The sequence below is a fragment of the Bacillus sp. BP-3 genome (assembly GCF_028401955.1).
GTDB lineage: Bacteria > Bacillota > Bacilli > Bacillales > Bacillaceae_G > Bacillus_A.
In genome coordinates this window covers 19,358-34,044 of sequence record NZ_JAQOTJ010000005.1, presented here as the reverse complement: position 1 = coordinate 34,044, position 14,687 = coordinate 19,358, and the positions used below count along the sequence as shown (strand labels likewise).

The 14,687-nt window shown below is 36.5% G+C and carries 16 protein-coding genes; 6 read left to right on the top strand and 10 right to left on the bottom strand.

Annotation, left to right across the window (positions count from 1 at the left end; all coding sequences use genetic code 11):
* Window positions 1–399: 399 nt before the first annotated feature.
* On the top strand, window positions 400–1,035 hold the full coding sequence (locus PLX19_RS10085; protein ID WP_272188411.1) for a CPBP family intramembrane glutamic endopeptidase: 636 nt from the start codon (window positions 400–402) through the stop codon (window positions 1,033–1,035).
* A 275-nt stretch (window positions 1,036–1,310) separates the two neighbouring features.
* Here the strand turns inward: PLX19_RS10085 and PLX19_RS10080 are convergent, their stop codons facing one another.
* Together PLX19_RS10080 and PLX19_RS10075 are read right to left on the bottom strand one after the other, a co-directional pair.
* Window positions 1,311–2,426: an aminopeptidase gene (locus PLX19_RS10080; protein WP_272188409.1), complete on the bottom strand. Its 1,116-nt coding sequence runs from the start codon at window positions 2,424–2,426 to the stop codon at window positions 1,311–1,313.
* 227 nt (window positions 2,427–2,653) lie between these two features.
* Entirely contained in the window at window positions 2,654–3,670 is a 1,017-nt protein-coding gene (locus PLX19_RS10075) for a trypsin-like serine peptidase (protein WP_272188408.1), read from the bottom strand.
* Window positions 3,671–4,102: 432 nt separating this feature from the next.
* On the opposite strand from PLX19_RS10075, the gene PLX19_RS10070 reads away from it, so the two are divergent.
* From PLX19_RS10070 to ccpA, 4 genes are all read left to right on the top strand, one after another.
* Window positions 4,103–4,606, top strand: a complete 504-nt coding sequence (locus PLX19_RS10070) for a DUF948 domain-containing protein (protein ID WP_272188406.1) — start codon at window positions 4,103–4,105, stop codon at window positions 4,604–4,606.
* A gap of 1 nt (window position 4,607) precedes the next feature.
* Entirely contained in the window at window positions 4,608–4,934 is a 327-nt protein-coding gene (gene ytxJ / locus PLX19_RS10065; RefSeq protein ID WP_272188404.1) for a bacillithiol system redox-active protein YtxJ, read from the top strand.
* A gap of 222 nt (window positions 4,935–5,156) precedes the next feature.
* Window positions 5,157–6,227 (top strand): bifunctional 3-deoxy-7-phosphoheptulonate synthase/chorismate mutase, encoded by a 1,071-nt coding sequence (locus tag PLX19_RS10060; protein ID WP_272188402.1) that lies wholly within the window; start codon window positions 5,157–5,159, stop codon window positions 6,225–6,227.
* A 294-nt stretch (window positions 6,228–6,521) separates the two neighbouring features.
* A complete protein-coding gene (gene ccpA, locus PLX19_RS10055) occupies window positions 6,522–7,520 on the top strand; it encodes a catabolite control protein A (RefSeq protein WP_272188399.1) in 999 nt (332 codons plus the stop codon).
* A gap of 85 nt (window positions 7,521–7,605) precedes the next feature.
* Here the strand turns inward: ccpA and PLX19_RS10050 are convergent, their stop codons facing one another.
* Window positions 7,606–8,187, bottom strand: a complete 582-nt coding sequence (locus PLX19_RS10050) for a GNAT family N-acetyltransferase (protein WP_272188397.1) — start codon at window positions 8,185–8,187, stop codon at window positions 7,606–7,608.
* A gap of 151 nt (window positions 8,188–8,338) precedes the next feature.
* Here PLX19_RS10050 and PLX19_RS10045 point away from each other — a divergent pair, with 151 nt between their 5' ends.
* Window positions 8,339–8,611: a DUF3917 domain-containing protein gene (locus PLX19_RS10045; protein WP_272188396.1), complete on the top strand. Its 273-nt coding sequence runs from the start codon at window positions 8,339–8,341 to the stop codon at window positions 8,609–8,611.
* Window positions 8,612–8,655: 44 nt separating this feature from the next.
* On the opposite strand, the gene mscL is transcribed toward PLX19_RS10045, so the two are convergent.
* The 7 genes from mscL to PLX19_RS10010 form a co-directional block, all read right to left on the bottom strand.
* Window positions 8,656–9,054, bottom strand: a complete 399-nt coding sequence (gene mscL, locus PLX19_RS10040; protein ID WP_272188394.1) for a large conductance mechanosensitive channel protein MscL — start codon at window positions 9,052–9,054, stop codon at window positions 8,656–8,658.
* A gap of 233 nt (window positions 9,055–9,287) precedes the next feature.
* Window positions 9,288–10,064, bottom strand: coding sequence for a C39 family peptidase (locus PLX19_RS10035; protein ID WP_272188393.1), 777 nt, complete (start codon window positions 10,062–10,064; stop codon window positions 9,288–9,290).
* Between the two features lie 280 nt (window positions 10,065–10,344).
* Window positions 10,345–11,223: an alpha/beta fold hydrolase gene (locus PLX19_RS10030; protein ID WP_272188392.1), complete on the bottom strand. Its 879-nt coding sequence runs from the start codon at window positions 11,221–11,223 to the stop codon at window positions 10,345–10,347.
* Window positions 11,223–12,080: an alpha/beta fold hydrolase gene (locus PLX19_RS10025; protein WP_272188391.1), complete on the bottom strand. Its 858-nt coding sequence runs from the start codon at window positions 12,078–12,080 to the stop codon at window positions 11,223–11,225. Before PLX19_RS10025 ends, PLX19_RS10030 begins: the two co-directional genes overlap by 1 nt.
* Window positions 12,081–12,187: 107 nt before the next feature.
* Window positions 12,188–13,354, bottom strand: coding sequence for an acetoin utilization protein AcuC (locus tag PLX19_RS10020; RefSeq protein WP_272188390.1), 1,167 nt, complete (start codon window positions 13,352–13,354; stop codon window positions 12,188–12,190).
* Window positions 13,351–13,998 (bottom strand): acetoin utilization AcuB family protein, encoded by a 648-nt coding sequence (locus tag PLX19_RS10015; protein WP_272188389.1) that lies wholly within the window; start codon window positions 13,996–13,998, stop codon window positions 13,351–13,353. Before PLX19_RS10015 ends, PLX19_RS10020 begins: the two co-directional genes overlap by 4 nt.
* 15 nt (window positions 13,999–14,013) lie before the next feature.
* The gene (locus tag PLX19_RS10010) at window positions 14,014–14,646 is read right to left on the bottom strand and encodes a GNAT family N-acetyltransferase (protein ID WP_272188388.1); all 633 of its coding nucleotides are present in this window, start codon (window positions 14,644–14,646) and stop codon (window positions 14,014–14,016) included.
* Between the last annotated feature and the right edge of the window lie 41 nt (window positions 14,647–14,687).

The following is a 14,687-nucleotide window of genomic DNA, read 5'->3' as shown; positions in this document are numbered from 1 at the left end:
CGTCATCCCTATTCAGATGAACCCAATCGGGAAATTACAGTAGTCAGTCCATGTGGGATGTGCAGAGAACTTATTTCAGATTATGCCCCTCAATGTTATGTGCTTTTAGAGGTTGATAATGAAATTATGAAAACAACAGTTGATGAATTAATTCCTTATAAGTATAAAAGATAGTAGGCTTAGTAAATTTATTCTACACAAGAATAATTAGTTTTTAATTAGACTTTATTCTAAAACAACACATTTAAGAAGAAATGAATAGAGCCTTACAATAAAGTGAAACTTTAATCAGTGGGGGTATTACTGCCCGTTAATGCGGGATAAATCCAAATTAAAAGCCTAATATAAAGACCTTTTAATTGTAAAGGAGTTCCTTGTGAGATAGGGTGATAAATCGATATGAGCTACCTTATTGCTTTGGTACTTGTTGTTTTATTAGCTTTTTCATATAAAATTGTTGATATTACAGTTCGCGTTATTATTGGAAGAACGTTGTACCGAAAGATAGAAAATGAAATTATTTATATATGGGGAACACTGCTGACAGTAATTAGTTATTTTTATGAAGATAATTATGTATTCCGTTTACCAATTCACTACGAACCAACTGTTCTATTAATCTTGATTGCCGCGATTACGAATATTTTCATTTCGCGATACTCAGGATATAAGCCGAGCGGGAAAAGGAACATCTTAAACTTTGTAATTATGTATCCTATTTTTGAAGAAGTAATTTTCAGAGGGATGATTATACCAATACTTAATAATTCATTCTCAAAATACCCTTTTTATGAAGTAGCTTACATACCAGTTACGGTACCGATCATAATATCTTCCTTTCTATTCGCTGTAGCTCACTTACAATATTACAGCTTTAATCAGACTAGCATGAAATTTATGCTGTTCGCATTTGTCGGGGGAATCACGTTTGGTGCGATTACGGATTACTCACTATCAATTGTTTTTCCACTGCTTTTGCATGTGGAGTTTAATTTACTTTCAGCATATTACTCAAAAAAGAGTACAGCAAATTAATAAATAAGTTATTATGCTCATAAATGGATTACTGAAATGATGAGAACGTAAAATGTTTTGTGTAAATAGATTGCTGTTATGAAAAAAAGGAACCTGCAGTTGTTTGCTTTTTTTGGTTTTCACTGCGCATGTGGCAGAAATAGGCCCTGACCGATTCTATGCATGGCTAGATGCTCTCGCCCACCGAAAAAGCAAAGGTTTTTTTATGTTAATTCTTCAATTTGTATCTATAAAAAACAAAGGTGAGCACAGGTTGTTGTGCTCACCTTTGTTTTTTATTTTAAGTTCTCAGGGTTTAATGCTTCTAATTCAGGTACAACGAAGCGGCCGTCTTTACGGATTAATACGTCGTCGAAGTAAATTTCGCCGCCGCCATATTCAGGGCGCTGGATGCATACTAAATCCCAGTGGATGTTAGAGTTGTTGCCATTCCATGCATCGTCGTATGCCTGTCCAGGTGTGAAGTGGAAGCTGCCGTCGATTTTCTCGTCGAATAGAATATCGCCCATTGGATGTAAAATGTATGGGTTTACGCCGATTGCGAATTCACCAACGTAGCGTGCACCTTCGTCTGTATCGAAAATTTTGTTAATGCGCTCTGTATCGTTTGCAGTTGCTTCAATGATTTTACCGTCTTTAAATGTAAGTTTTACATTTTCGAACATGTAACCGTTGTAAGGAGATGGTGTGTTGTAAGAAACTGTACCGTTAACAGAATCGCGAACAGGCGCAGAGTATACTTCGCCGTCTGGAATATTTAAGTGACCAGCACATTTAATTGCCGGGATGTCTTTAATAGAGAATGTTAAGTCAGTGCCAGGTCCAACAAGACGCACTTTATCTGTTTTGTTCATAAACTCAACAAGATTGTCCATCGCTTTATCCATTTTCGCGTAGTCTAAGTTACATACGTCAAAGTAGAAGTCTTCAAATCCTTCTGTGCTCATTTTTGCAAGCTGTGCCATCGCAGCATTTGGATAGCGCAGTACAACCCATCTTGTTTTTGGAACACGAATGTCTCTATGTACTTTTTTACCTACTGTGTTACCGTAAACTTTCATACGCTCACTTGGAACGTCCGCTTGTTCATTTACGTTATCACCAGAGCGAAGGCCGATATAAGCATCCATATCTTTCATTACGCTCGCTTCATATGCAGCGATTTGCTCGAAATGTTCTTCTGTTGCGCCCATCATTAAAGAGCGGTCTACTTGATGATCTTTTAATAGTACGAATGGATAACCACCAGCTTCATATGCAGCTTTTACAAGTGCTGTTACTAGCTCTTTTTGTAAGCCGAAGTTTTCGATTAATACTTTTTCGCCTTTTTGTAAACGAATAGAGTAATTAATTAAATTTTTTGCTAATGTTTCAATACGTGGGTCTTTCATATGTAAAACCTCCCTTATATATGCATCCTTCCTTATTGTAACCTACTTATCTAAATTTGTTTAATGATTTATCGAAATATTGGCAAGAAAATTATAAATGTAAAACGTGAAAAGAGTAAGTTGTAGATAGTTGTTATTTTCTGTCCTAAAACAAACAAAGAGTAACCAGTATGTATTTCTAGTTACTCTTTGTTATATATGCTATTTACTGATAAATGGCTTATACGTTATTTCATTTGATCAAACATTGTTTTAACATCCTTAGAGTTAGGGGTTGCATACAAAGTTGGTGTGCCAGAAGTTGAACGCCGAGATGTCACTGCAAAAACATAACCAAGATCTTGATTAATTCTTTCTCTTAACCAAGGTCCACCACTAGCTCCGCCATTCATACCACACTTCATGGCGGCATCGCTGCTAAACCATCCTCTACTAGTTGTAGGTCCATCGCAATAATGAGCTATCTGTCCATCATATGGTTTTTCGGCGGGCCAGCCAAAAATACGAACGTCTGGTTGATTCGTACCATATCCAGTGGAAAGTCCATTTCCTCCAATCGTATTTACTAAGTCTTTTCCATTCCTTGGGAAAACAGTAAAAAATGCTTGGTCATAGCTGAAATTACTATCATTTATCCAGGCGTTGAATGTCCGCGCTTCTTTCCAGTTCCAAATACCATAAGGTGTTGAACCATTACGATATGCTGGAGCAAATGCAATATTTGAGTGCCATCCTTTCCCTTTTCCTCCATTTACACAATGGCCTGCTGTTATAACAAGATTTTTATAATTATTGTTAATTGAAGAAGCAGAACAAACATAATCTTTTCCGCCATATGAAAAAAATACTTTGCCTGCTGTAGATGGAACAACTACATTTGCTTCGTTTAAGTTATTGTTAGTTTCGGGTAGAACGGGATCAGAAATATTAGTAGGCTCTCCTAGTAAAGAAGATTCAAATTGCTCTGGATTCGTTTCTTTTTTTTCATCATTTTTAATTTTGTCTGCTGGAATTGCATTTTTCATCTTTTCTTTTGTCCAATAGCCGGCAGGATCTTCTGTATTTTTGGGATCTTGAATAGTAGGTGGGATTGTTGGAGCGGTTTTAGATTGGGTAAGAGAATCGTTATTTCTTAAAGTAGTATTTTCATCATTAGATGTTGCAAATGCTAAATTCGTACTTAAACATAATGTGAAAATTACACTAAATATAGTTCCGAAAACCAAAAAATTTAATTTTTTCATAAATGCCCCCCTGGATATATTTGGTTATTCGTGGCCACAATCATAGCATATTTCAATTCGTTATTCACTATGAAAACAAATTGAAACATTCGCATAAAATTTTTTCTTTATATGTAGTCCCTTTCATGACCACATATAAAGAAAAAACGTGTGAAGGCCACTCTTTGTTTTACATAGCAGTGACTTATAGGTTCAAAAGTCAAAATGGATTCATCTCGCATTCTCATTTCAAGGTACTTAGGAAACAGAGAAGATATGCGGGGGATAACTACTGGTATACACTTAATTGGGCGGGCTTTTCATTAGTGGGGAGGAAGTTTCATCTGATTTAAATAAAAGGTAAAACTCATAGCCAAATATGGAACAATTAGAATGAAACGGAAAATGATTGTATAATAGAAAAAAGCATAAAAAGATAAAGGAGTGATTCGTATGCAAATTCTTTTATACGTCAGTGTAGCCATCATCGCAATTGCGTTTGCCGTATTAGTTGTCTATGTATGTCGAACATTACTATCTGTTCAAAAGACGTTAGAAAATGTCGCAAGTACGATGGAAGATCTGGAAAAACAAATGCAAGGCATTTCAGTGGAAACAGAGCAACTTCTTCATAAAACAAATGCATTAGCAGATGATATTCAACAGAAATCGCAGTCGCTAAATAAAGTGATAGAAGGTGTAGAGGGAATCGGAACAACAATTCATTCTTTAAACACACGATTACGCGGCGTTTCTGATTCTGTTGCACATCAAGTAGAAAATAATGCTGATAAAGTAGCGCAAGTGGTGCAATGGAGTAATGCGGTTATTGATGTGTACAATCGCTTCCGGGCAAAGAAAAAAGAAGAGGAAGTAGAGAAGGTTGAAAGGACAGAGAAGAAGCCGAAAAAAGAAAAGAAATTACCGCGGCTTCCGATTCGAATGAGAGGCGAATAATATGAGCATGACAAAGATTGAAACAATGGAACAATTTGAAGAAATCATAGCAAGTAAAGAGCCGTATATCTTATTTAAACATAGTACAACATGTCCAATTAGCCAAGGTGGTTTCACAGCGTTTCAAGAATACCTTGGTGAAGAGCAAGCTGTGCCAGCCTATTATTTATATGTACAAGATGCACGTCCGGTTTCCAGTAGAATTGCGGAATACTTTGGAATTAGACATGAATCGCCGCAAGTATTATACATAAAAGATAGTAAAGTACTCTGGCATGCATCACATTGGAACATTACGAAGCAAGCGTTAAAAGAAAATATACAATAAGGAAAAGCAAGCAAATCCGCTTGCTTTTTTTATTTTCTGAAAATAATATTGACGGGCTATATATTTTACGATTAAATGAAGAGAAAATAACGATTCCATAGGCAGTCTTATGCGATGTGTATGAAGTGACATCTGTATATGTATCATATATAATAAATTATCTTATGAATGGTATTTATATTTGTTAGTATACATATAAAACTTGAAAGAGGTGGCTTTATTATGGCATCACAGGAGTTAGATCGGTTACGTTCTCAAATTGATGAAACGAACTTACAAATTTTAAAGTTATTAAATGAGCGCGGTCGTCTTGTACAAGAAGTTGGCAAGTTAAAAGAAGTACAAGGTGTGAAACGTTTTGATCCGGTGCGCGAACGTAAAATGCTCGATTTAATTACGGAAAATAATGATGGGCCATTTGAAACATCAACGCTTCAACATTTATTTAAACAAATTTTTAAAACAGGTTTAGAATTGCAAGAAGATGATCATCGTAAGGCCCTTCTTGTATCTCGTAAGAAAAAGTCAGATGATACGATTGTTGACATTAAAGGTGAAAAAATTGGTGATGGAAATGCGCATTTTATTATGGGACCATGTGCAGTTGAAAGCTATGAGCAAGTTCGCCAAGTCGCTGAGGCAATGAAAGAACAAGGCTTAAAACTGATGCGCGGCGGAGCATTTAAACCGCGTACATCACCATATGATTTCCAAGGCCTTGGTGTTGAAGGGTTGAAAATTTTACGCCAAGTAGCAGATGAGTATGATTTAGCTGTTATTAGTGAGATTTTAAATCCGAATGATATTGAAATGGCGCTTGATTATGTAGATGTCATTCAAATTGGTGCACGTAATATGCAAAACTTCGAGCTGTTAAAAGCAGCTGGTTCTGTGAATAAGCCGGTATTATTAAAACGAGGATTATCCGCAACAATTGAAGAGTTTATGTATGCAGCAGAATATATTATTGCACAAGGAAATGGCGATATTATTTTATGTGAGCGCGGCATTCGTACGTATGAGAAAGCTACGCGAAATACGTTAGATATTTCTGCTGTACCAATTTTAAAGAAGGAAACGCACTTGCCAGTTGTTGTTGATGTAACACATTCAACAGGACGCCGTGATTTATTATTGCCAACTGCAAAAGCGGCAATGGCAATCGGTGCAGATGCGATTATGGCGGAAGTGCACCCAGATCCAGCTGTAGCCCTTTCTGATTCAGCGCAGCAAATGGATATTCCAGAGTTCAATGCATTTATGAATGAATTAAAAGCATTTCGTATGAGATAAGAGGTACTGTCATAAATAGCGCGATAATGGCTTCAATAATCTATGTAGCTGTACGCTGCATAGATTTTTTTCGAGAAAATGGGTATTTTTATATTAAAAATATGAAAATATAAGAAAAGGAACGAATTTTTTCGAAACTTTTTCGGGAAAATATTGTGTCAATCCTTATTTATATCGTATCATTAGTGAAAGGGCTCGGAAGTGACATCTTTAAGTAGAGTGGATGTCTTTTTTTCATTCAAGTTAACGGATACATATTATATAGATGAATTTTATAAAGGAGTGTGTGAAAAGATGAACGTAACAATATATGATGTAGCGCGCGAAGCAAATGTCTCAATGGCAACGGTATCACGTGTTGTGAACGGCAACCCAAATGTAAAACCAACAACAAGAAAGAAAGTATTAGAGGCGATTGAACGTCTTGGTTACCGTCCAAATGCAGTAGCACGCGGATTAGCAAGTAAGAAAACAACAACAGTTGGGGTTATTATTCCAGATATCTCGAACACGTTTTATGCAGAACTTGCACGCGGTATTGAAGATATCGCAACAATGTACAAATATAATATTATTTTAAGTAACTCTGACCAAAACAAAGAGAAAGAATTCCATTTATTAAATACAATGCTTGGGAAACAAGTAGATGGTATCGTATTTATGGGAGAAGATATTACAGAGACTCACGTAGAAGAATTTAAAAAATCTCCTGTTCCAATCGTACTTGCGGCATCGTTTGATGAGCAAAATATTACACCATCTGTAAATATCGATTACACACAAGCAGCGTATGATGCAATGAAACATTTCTTAGAGAAAGGTCATACAAGAATTGCTTTCGTATCGGGCCCTTACGTTGATAAAGCAGGCAGCGCAAAAAAATTACAAGGTTACAAACGAGCATTAGAAGAAGCTGGCATTGTTTACGACGAAGAGCTTGTTGTTGACGGTGATTACACGTACGATTCTGGTATGGAAGCATTAGATAAGCTATGGGAACTTGCTGAAAAACCAACAGCGGTATTCGTATCTTCTGATGAAATGGCACTAGGTGTAATTCACGCCGTGCAAGATAAAGGTTTAAAAGTACCAAATGATTTAGAAGTACTTGGCTTTGACAACACGCGTCTTGCCCTTATGGTACGCCCGCAGCTTTCAACAGTTGTACAACCAATGTATGACATCGGAGCAGTTGCAATGCGTCTATTAACAAAATACATGAACAAAGAAACGGTGGAAGATCATACAGTTATTTTACCGCACCGTATTCAGTTTAGAAATTCAACGAAGTAATAAAGGTTTTTTGGAAATATATTAACAGTTCACAAAAATGCTCAGAGTTTTTTACTCTGAGCATTTTTGTGAACGCAATAACAAACTAAATTGCAGAAAGTTTTGTATTGCTTTGCCATTCACTCTTATGAAGATTGTAGTGATTATACGTTTGATTTTCAATTTCAATTTCCCCTGCAAGTTTAAATCCATTTTTTTGAATGACTCTATTTGAACTTATATTTTGTGTTAGAGCAATAGCATGTAAAAGTTCGACATTTGTTTTCTCAAATAAATAGTTAATTAATCCTTTTGTTGCTTTTGTTGTATATCCTCTATTCCGATAATGTTTTGAAATGGCATAAGCGATCTCTCTATTAGGAGCAGGTAATTCCTCTTTTATTCCAGTCATACAAAATCCAATAAACTCACCAGTTTCTTTTAATATGATTGCTAATCTTAAATAAGTTTGTTCTTCGATATTGGGCACCGCTGATAAAAACGCCTTATTTGATGGGATTTCATAATTTGTTACCCAATCTAAACGCTGTTCTCTTGTTGTTTTGAAATCTGGTAAGAACTCATAAACTTCAGGTTGTGAGGTGAGTTCATATATAGCATCAGCATCATCAACCCTATATTCTCGTAGTAATATTTCTCCACAGTCTATTGTGAATAAGTCGTACAAATTATTTCAGCTCCTATTGTTTTTTCTTTACATATTTCTGTTTTTTTATAAAAAATCCCTTTTTTAATAAACTGTTTCTCTAATGGGAGTTTCCCTTTACAACTATTTCTAATGTATAATGATAGTAAAGGCTATGTGAGGGGGAGATGAAATGATTATTCTTTGGGGAATTACACTTTGCATGACGGCTCTATTTGCTTATATGACATTAAAACAGAGTGGTATGAGACGATTTATTCCTGGTAGTGCTTTGGCAGGAATAGCCCTAATCACATATGTTACTTCCATTTTTTTAGAAAGCGCTGGAGAACAAGTACATGAGAAATTTGTGTTTTTTTCTACTACATTATTTGTAGGCGCTATCATTATTTTACTTGTGGCAGGAATTATTTTGTTTATTCATACAAACTCAGAAACGTTATAGAAAAGAGAGCAGGCATACAATACCTGCTCTCTTAATTTATTTCATTATGCATTATCTCTTGATGCATTTTGTTGTTTTAATAAATCGCGAATTTCTGTAAGAAGTACTTCTTCTTTTGATGGTGCTGGTACTTCTTCTTTCTTTTCTTCTTCTTTTTTGAATGTTAGCTTATTAAATAGTTTAATAAATAAGAAGATAGAGAATGCGATGATGAAGAAGTCAACTACAGTTTGAATGAAGGCACCATATTTTAAAGGATCTTTACCAAGCGGATAAGCTAGCTTTGAAAAATTAATGCCACCAAGTAATAATCCAAGTAATGGCATAATAATATCATTTACTAATGAAGAAACAATTTTACCGAACGCGCCACCAATTACAACCCCGACAGCTAAGTCCATAACGTTTCCTTTTAAAGCAAACTTTTTAAACTCGTTCCACATGTATAATTCCACCCTTTCCACGATTCACTATGAATTTTATTATTCCTATCAACACATTCTATATAAAGTTAAGATAGAAATAAAGGGTAGAAGAGAATGAAAATAAATTCAGAAAACTGAACGCGTTTTCCTTTTTTACTATAATTTTCTATATTTAATAAATCAAAAAAGAGATGCATTTCTAGAGAGTGCATCCCTTGTATTGTCGATATATAACATTTATAGGCCACATTTTATTGATATGACAATGCTTGCTTCCCTAACGCATTCCAAGATTGAATAAATGTTTCTTTGTTTACTTTCAGTGCTTTTTTCTCAGTTAAAGGATCATTAACATAAATATAATCGTTCTCAAAACCTACGAGCACAACGGCGTGTAAGTCTAGAGGAGCTGTGATTATTTCGTTTCCGTGTTGCCAAGATGCCCATCTGTCAGGAGTTTTGTAATCTCCTGTCGTCCAAACAACTACAGGTTTATTCATTTTGACTTGAGTTAGTACATCATCAAAAGATTTTCCTGTTAAATTTACTGTGCGATTTGGAAGATAACGTTCCATTAATTGTTGCAGTGGTTCAACGTAGACAGCATATCCCATCTTTTTCCCTGTTATATCTCCAACGAAACCCTCTTTAGGATTTCCCCAGTGAAGAATGTCTCCGTTTTTATTGACTGAAGGCGGATCATTGTCTTTTTTGACGTTGTTTGCTAACTCTATTTTATCAACTTTCACGCCCGCATGCTGTAGTACCATCGCTAGGCTCGTAACTTCACACCCGAATTTTAGTTCGGGTTTTTGTGGTATGAGCGGTACATCTAACATGACTTTTTCTTGTTTTTGAGGAGCAGGGGGTTGCGGTGTTTCATTTTGGGACGGTGAATATTTCACATTTTTCGTTAATTCGGCTTCTTCCTGTTTGGAACCAGATTCTTGCTTTTGGGTGGGAGCCTGTTTGGGCGAACAGCCTGTTATAACCATAAATAAGGTATATAAAATTAGAAATTTTTTCATAGCATTCACCTTCTTTATGTAGTGATAGGTATGTTGTTATGATAGTGTGTTTTGTAGTAGGTTCTTTCATTTCTGGTGAAAATATTCAGAAGGGAGTGTATGTGATTTAAGTGTCTAAAAAGAAATATTTCCATCAGTGAAGAATCTCTTCATTGATGGAAATTTCACTTTAGCAACATATATTTAGTGGATCATTCAGGCTTTCATAAGAAATGAGTGTTGTAACAATAGGCTCTGTTATATTTAGAAAATCAACATTATAAGATGAGTTCTTATAAATTTACAAAAGAAACTTCTTAACGGTCATCGCATACGTTTCTGTTTCTTCAATATCTGGAAAATGAGCACTATGCTCAAAGCATGCAAAGGAAGCGTTTTGCATATTTTTCGCGAGCTCTTTCGCCATTTCCATTCCTGTATTCCGATCGTGTTTTCCAACGAGGAAAAGGGATGGAACGGTAATTTCGTATGTACGCTCTTTCAAAGGAATAGCAGGCGGAGATTGAGATAAAGCTTTCGCCATCACACCTGGATTCGTTAATCCGCTTTCTTTCCAAAGTGAACGATTTTGTTTGGCGTATTGTTCATCATGAAAAAGTAAGCGATCGACTGTTATCGTATCAACAATACTCCATACCATATCGTATTTTTCCTTTAAAGATATCGGGAGTTGTTGAATATGCTGAATCTGTTGTTTCATGTCTTGAGGAGCAATCTTTTCAAATCCAGCAAGCTGAATATGATAGGTATGTTCATAGTCACCAGAAGAAGGAGCTTGCAGAAGTAACGTTTCGACTCGATTTGGATAAGTTAACGTATATTCTAGACTAAGTTGTCCGCCAAAAGAATAACCAAGTAGATGGAATTTTGGAATCTGTAATGTTTCCCTTAGTTTTTCTAGATCATCGACTAGAATAGCGATAGAGTAATCTTTTTCATTTTTGGGAGCATCAGAACGCCCGCATCCACGTTGTTCGTAATATATGACAGTTGCAAATTCCTCTAGTTTTGGACCAATTGTTCGTTCAAATGTATAATGATTTCCGCCTGGCCCACCGTGAACAACGACAATTGGTATTGTCTTATGTTCTGCACCGGCAATTTTACACCAATGTCGTATGTGATTCACTGTTATGTAAGTAATTCTATTTTGAAGCATTATAAATGTTCACTACCTTCCTTTAAGGAATGATAGAATGCTGTAATCACCGATGAAAATTTCTCTTCCTCTTCTAAAAATGGATAATGATTGCTGTATTCAAAAGGAATGAATGAAGAGTTCCGTAAGCCTTTATGAATTTGCAAGGAAGATGCAATGGGACATTGTACATCATGTTTTCCACAAATGATTAACGTTTTTGTTGTTACGTTAGTAAGTTGTTCGCTTACATCAAAGTTGCGAAATTCTTTTGAAAAATAGTTCATACGGCTTGCGGCCATCGTTTTATAAATTGGTTTCGAAAAGTATGTTTCATATTGTTCTGGATGATATAAAGATAACTTTGTACGCTCGGTTGATAAAGTAGTTCTTTCTTCTTTCGTAAGATGCGGTAATTTTAAATCTTCGATGAGCTGTTGCATATACGCAAACTGCGGATGTTCTGGATGATAAATGCAGTCTTTCATTTTTGAATAGTCACTAGCAGCAGCGCCAACGACTACTAACGATTGTAAGGACTGTGGATAATTTATAGCATATAAAAGTCCAAGCATACCGCCAGTAGAATGCCCTGCAAAATGCCATGATGAAATGTGCAGCGCTTCTCGAATTGCTTCTAAATCTTGAATCGTCTCTTTCATACTTAATTCATCTTCCTGAGAAGCAGTTACTGAATTTCCTGCATCTTTTAAATTAATTAATATAACTTTATGTAAGGATATAAAGCTATCGGCGAAATGGTCGCCCGTTTCATTGAATTGTGAGTAAAGGTGTGTAATGCAAATAGGTTCTCCGTGCCCTTTTGTAAATACCTCAAAAGTTCCACGGTCTGTATGGATAAATTGTTGTTTCCACATAAACGTATCTCCTTTTTTTAAAACTTCGCATGTGGCAGAAAAAAGCCCTGACCGCTACTATGCGCGGCCAGATGCTCTCGTCCTCCTTTAAAAAGAAAAGGAGGTTTTTAATACAATAGTTTTTTCATATTATTCCGAATTATCTCTAGGCACTTCGCTACAGTTAATTCGTTTTTCTCTTCAATTTCTTGTTTGCGTGGAATTGGGTTATACATGTTGTCTGGGTCTTCCCAGGTGAGTGGGAGATCTGTCTTAGCTTGTCCTTTCCAAGCTTCAATCCATTCTGGTGGGAGATATCCTGAGATGTTTTGGATGTTGTTCATTTCGAGCCAAATGAGTGCCCAAGCTCTTGGAACGACGCGCCATATATCATAACCGCCGCCGCCAACTGCAATCCAGCGGCCATTGCAATATTTATGAGCAATTTCATGAGCAATCTTCGGAATTTCACGGTAAATTTGTATCGTTGAACAAAGATGTGTAAGAGGGTCGTAATAATGAGCATCAGCTCCGTTTTGCGTTAAAATAATATCAGGTTTGAAATAGTCAGCGACTTCCCTGATAACAGTGCGATATGCATGTAGAAATGAATCATCTTCTGTAAAAGCATCAAGAGGAATGTTAAAAGAATAGCTATATCCATTCCCTTGTCCACGCTCATTTACAGCCCCTGTTCCTGGAAATAAGTAACGCCCTGTTTCATGCAATGAAATTGTGCATACGTTAGGATCGTCATAAAAGGACCATTGCACACCATCACCGTGATGCGCGTCTGTATCAATGTATAAAACACGAAGACCATATTTTTGTTGTATATATTTAATAGCAATCGAGCTGTCATTATAAATACAAAATCCAGAGGCTTTCCCGCGAAATCCATGATGTAATCCCCCGCCGAGATTGAGAGCATGCTCAGCTTTTCCTTCAAGAATTGCATCGACCGCAGTTAAGGTGCCGCCAACAAGAAGGGCGCTTGCTTCATGCATGTTTGGAAACATGGGTGTATCGTCTGTTCCAAGACCATAGGACATTGCAAGTGATTGTTCTAGTGTTCCTTCTCCAGCACGTTTTACCGCATTTATGTACTCTTCTGTATGAATTAAAGCGATTTCTTCATCCGTTGCGATTCGTGGTGGAATAACTTGTGAAGGGTGTATAAACCCGCCTTTTTGCAGTAAATCATAGGTCAGTTTTACCCGAAGTTGATTAAAAGGATGATCAGGACTAAAGGAATAGCCCTGATAATTTTCTGAGTAAATAAATACATTTTTCATGACTCCATCCCCGCAATATTTGGCCATAAAACGTGGTAACCTTTTTGTTCTAACTCCTCAATCGCTTTAAGAGGATTCATTGTTTGAATGCGGAAAACAAGAACTTTGTCGCTTTCTTTTTTTGCTGGATAGACGAGAACGCTCACAATGTTAATTTTCAGTTCACTGAAAACAGCGACAACTTTTCCGAGAATACCAGGTTCATTTTTCACTTGAATTTCAACTTGTGAACTTGGTTGATGAGCACCTGTTAGTTTGACAAGTGTATGTAATACTGTTGATTCCGAAATAATGCCGACGAGCTGACCACTTTTTGTAACAGGAAGGCAGCCAATTTTATTTTCAAAAAATAACGTGGCAATTTCTTCAACGAAATCAAGAGGATGACATGTCATAACGGGATGCTTCATAATACGTTCAATCGGCTCTTGAAGAGCATCTCTTGAAACGTGTTCATCATCAAGAATGGATGGACTTGCATCGCGAACGTCACGGTCGGAAATAATGCCGACAACTTCATATTGTTCATTTACAACTGGAATGTGCCGAATACTATGTGCTGCTAATGTTCTTAGGGCTGTTTCAATCGTGTCGGTTGGGCGCAGCGCTGTTACATTTTGATTCATGATTTCTTCAACAATCATGATGTAATCCCCCTTTTAGTACATGAAACGATTTTGGAAGCGTAAGCGGTCAAATTGTTGGATAGATGATGTATCAACTCGTTTTCCAATGCGGACCATTAAGCAGTTTGCTGGATGGGAGCAAATTTCAGGATCATCTGTTGCCATCCATTCCAGCCCGCCAGCATTCATCATTTTTTCCATTACTTTTCGATATTCCCAGACATTGAGCCCGGTTTGTTTTAAATCCCAGTGCCAGTAATATTCAGTTGTTAAAATAATGTAGTCTTCCATATGATCATCCATCATAGAAACTTCTAATAAGTTCTTTCCAACAGCACAGCCGCGAAAATCAGGGACAACTTCAATTGCGCCAAGCTCGATTAAATTGTTCATTTTTCCTTCAGACCATCGTTCAAGAGGGTCTGGGTATAAATATGTTGCATAGCCAACAATTGTATGTTCATGACGAGCAATAATAATTCGAGCTTCTGGTAATTTAGAAATCTCGACAATTGCTTTATATTGCTGAGCCGCAGGTCGAAAGGCAACTAAATCAGGATGAAACTCATACGTTTCTAAATTATGTGTCTGGACAGGACCTTCAATAACTAAAGTTCCTTTTGGTGCTTTTAAATTTCTTGCATTGTACACTTTACTATGAATCAATTTTAGGCTCACCACCTTCAGAGCTTTGTGAATCTACTATC

Coding starts and splice junctions, on each gene's coding strand:
- PLX19_RS10085 (WP_272188411.1), top strand. CDS start 400: ATGAGCTACCTTATTGCTTTGGTACTTGTTGTTTTATTAGCTTTTTCA.
- PLX19_RS10080 (WP_272188409.1), bottom strand. CDS start 2,426: ATGAAAGACCCACGTATTGAAACATTAGCAAAAAATTTAATTAATTAC.
- PLX19_RS10075 (WP_272188408.1), bottom strand. CDS start 3,670: ATGAAAAAATTAAATTTTTTGGTTTTCGGAACTATATTTAGTGTAATT.
- PLX19_RS10070 (WP_272188406.1), top strand. CDS start 4,103: ATGCAAATTCTTTTATACGTCAGTGTAGCCATCATCGCAATTGCGTTT.
- ytxJ (WP_272188404.1), top strand. CDS start 4,608: ATGAGCATGACAAAGATTGAAACAATGGAACAATTTGAAGAAATCATA.
- PLX19_RS10060 (WP_272188402.1), top strand. CDS start 5,157: ATGGCATCACAGGAGTTAGATCGGTTACGTTCTCAAATTGATGAAACG.
- ccpA (WP_272188399.1), top strand. CDS start 6,522: ATGAACGTAACAATATATGATGTAGCGCGCGAAGCAAATGTCTCAATG.
- PLX19_RS10045 (WP_272188396.1), top strand. CDS start 8,339: ATGATTATTCTTTGGGGAATTACACTTTGCATGACGGCTCTATTTGCT.
- mscL (WP_272188394.1), bottom strand. CDS start 9,054: ATGTGGAACGAGTTTAAAAAGTTTGCTTTAAAAGGAAACGTTATGGAC.
- PLX19_RS10035 (WP_272188393.1), bottom strand. CDS start 10,064: ATGAAAAAATTTCTAATTTTATATACCTTATTTATGGTTATAACAGGC.
- PLX19_RS10030 (WP_272188392.1), bottom strand. CDS start 11,223: ATGCTTCAAAATAGAATTACTTACATAACAGTGAATCACATACGACAT.
- PLX19_RS10025 (WP_272188391.1), bottom strand. CDS start 12,080: ATGTGGAAACAACAATTTATCCATACAGACCGTGGAACTTTTGAGGTA.
- PLX19_RS10020 (WP_272188390.1), bottom strand. CDS start 13,354: ATGAAAAATGTATTTATTTACTCAGAAAATTATCAGGGCTATTCCTTT.
- PLX19_RS10015 (WP_272188389.1), bottom strand. CDS start 13,998: ATGATTGTTGAAGAAATCATGAATCAAAATGTAACAGCGCTGCGCCCA.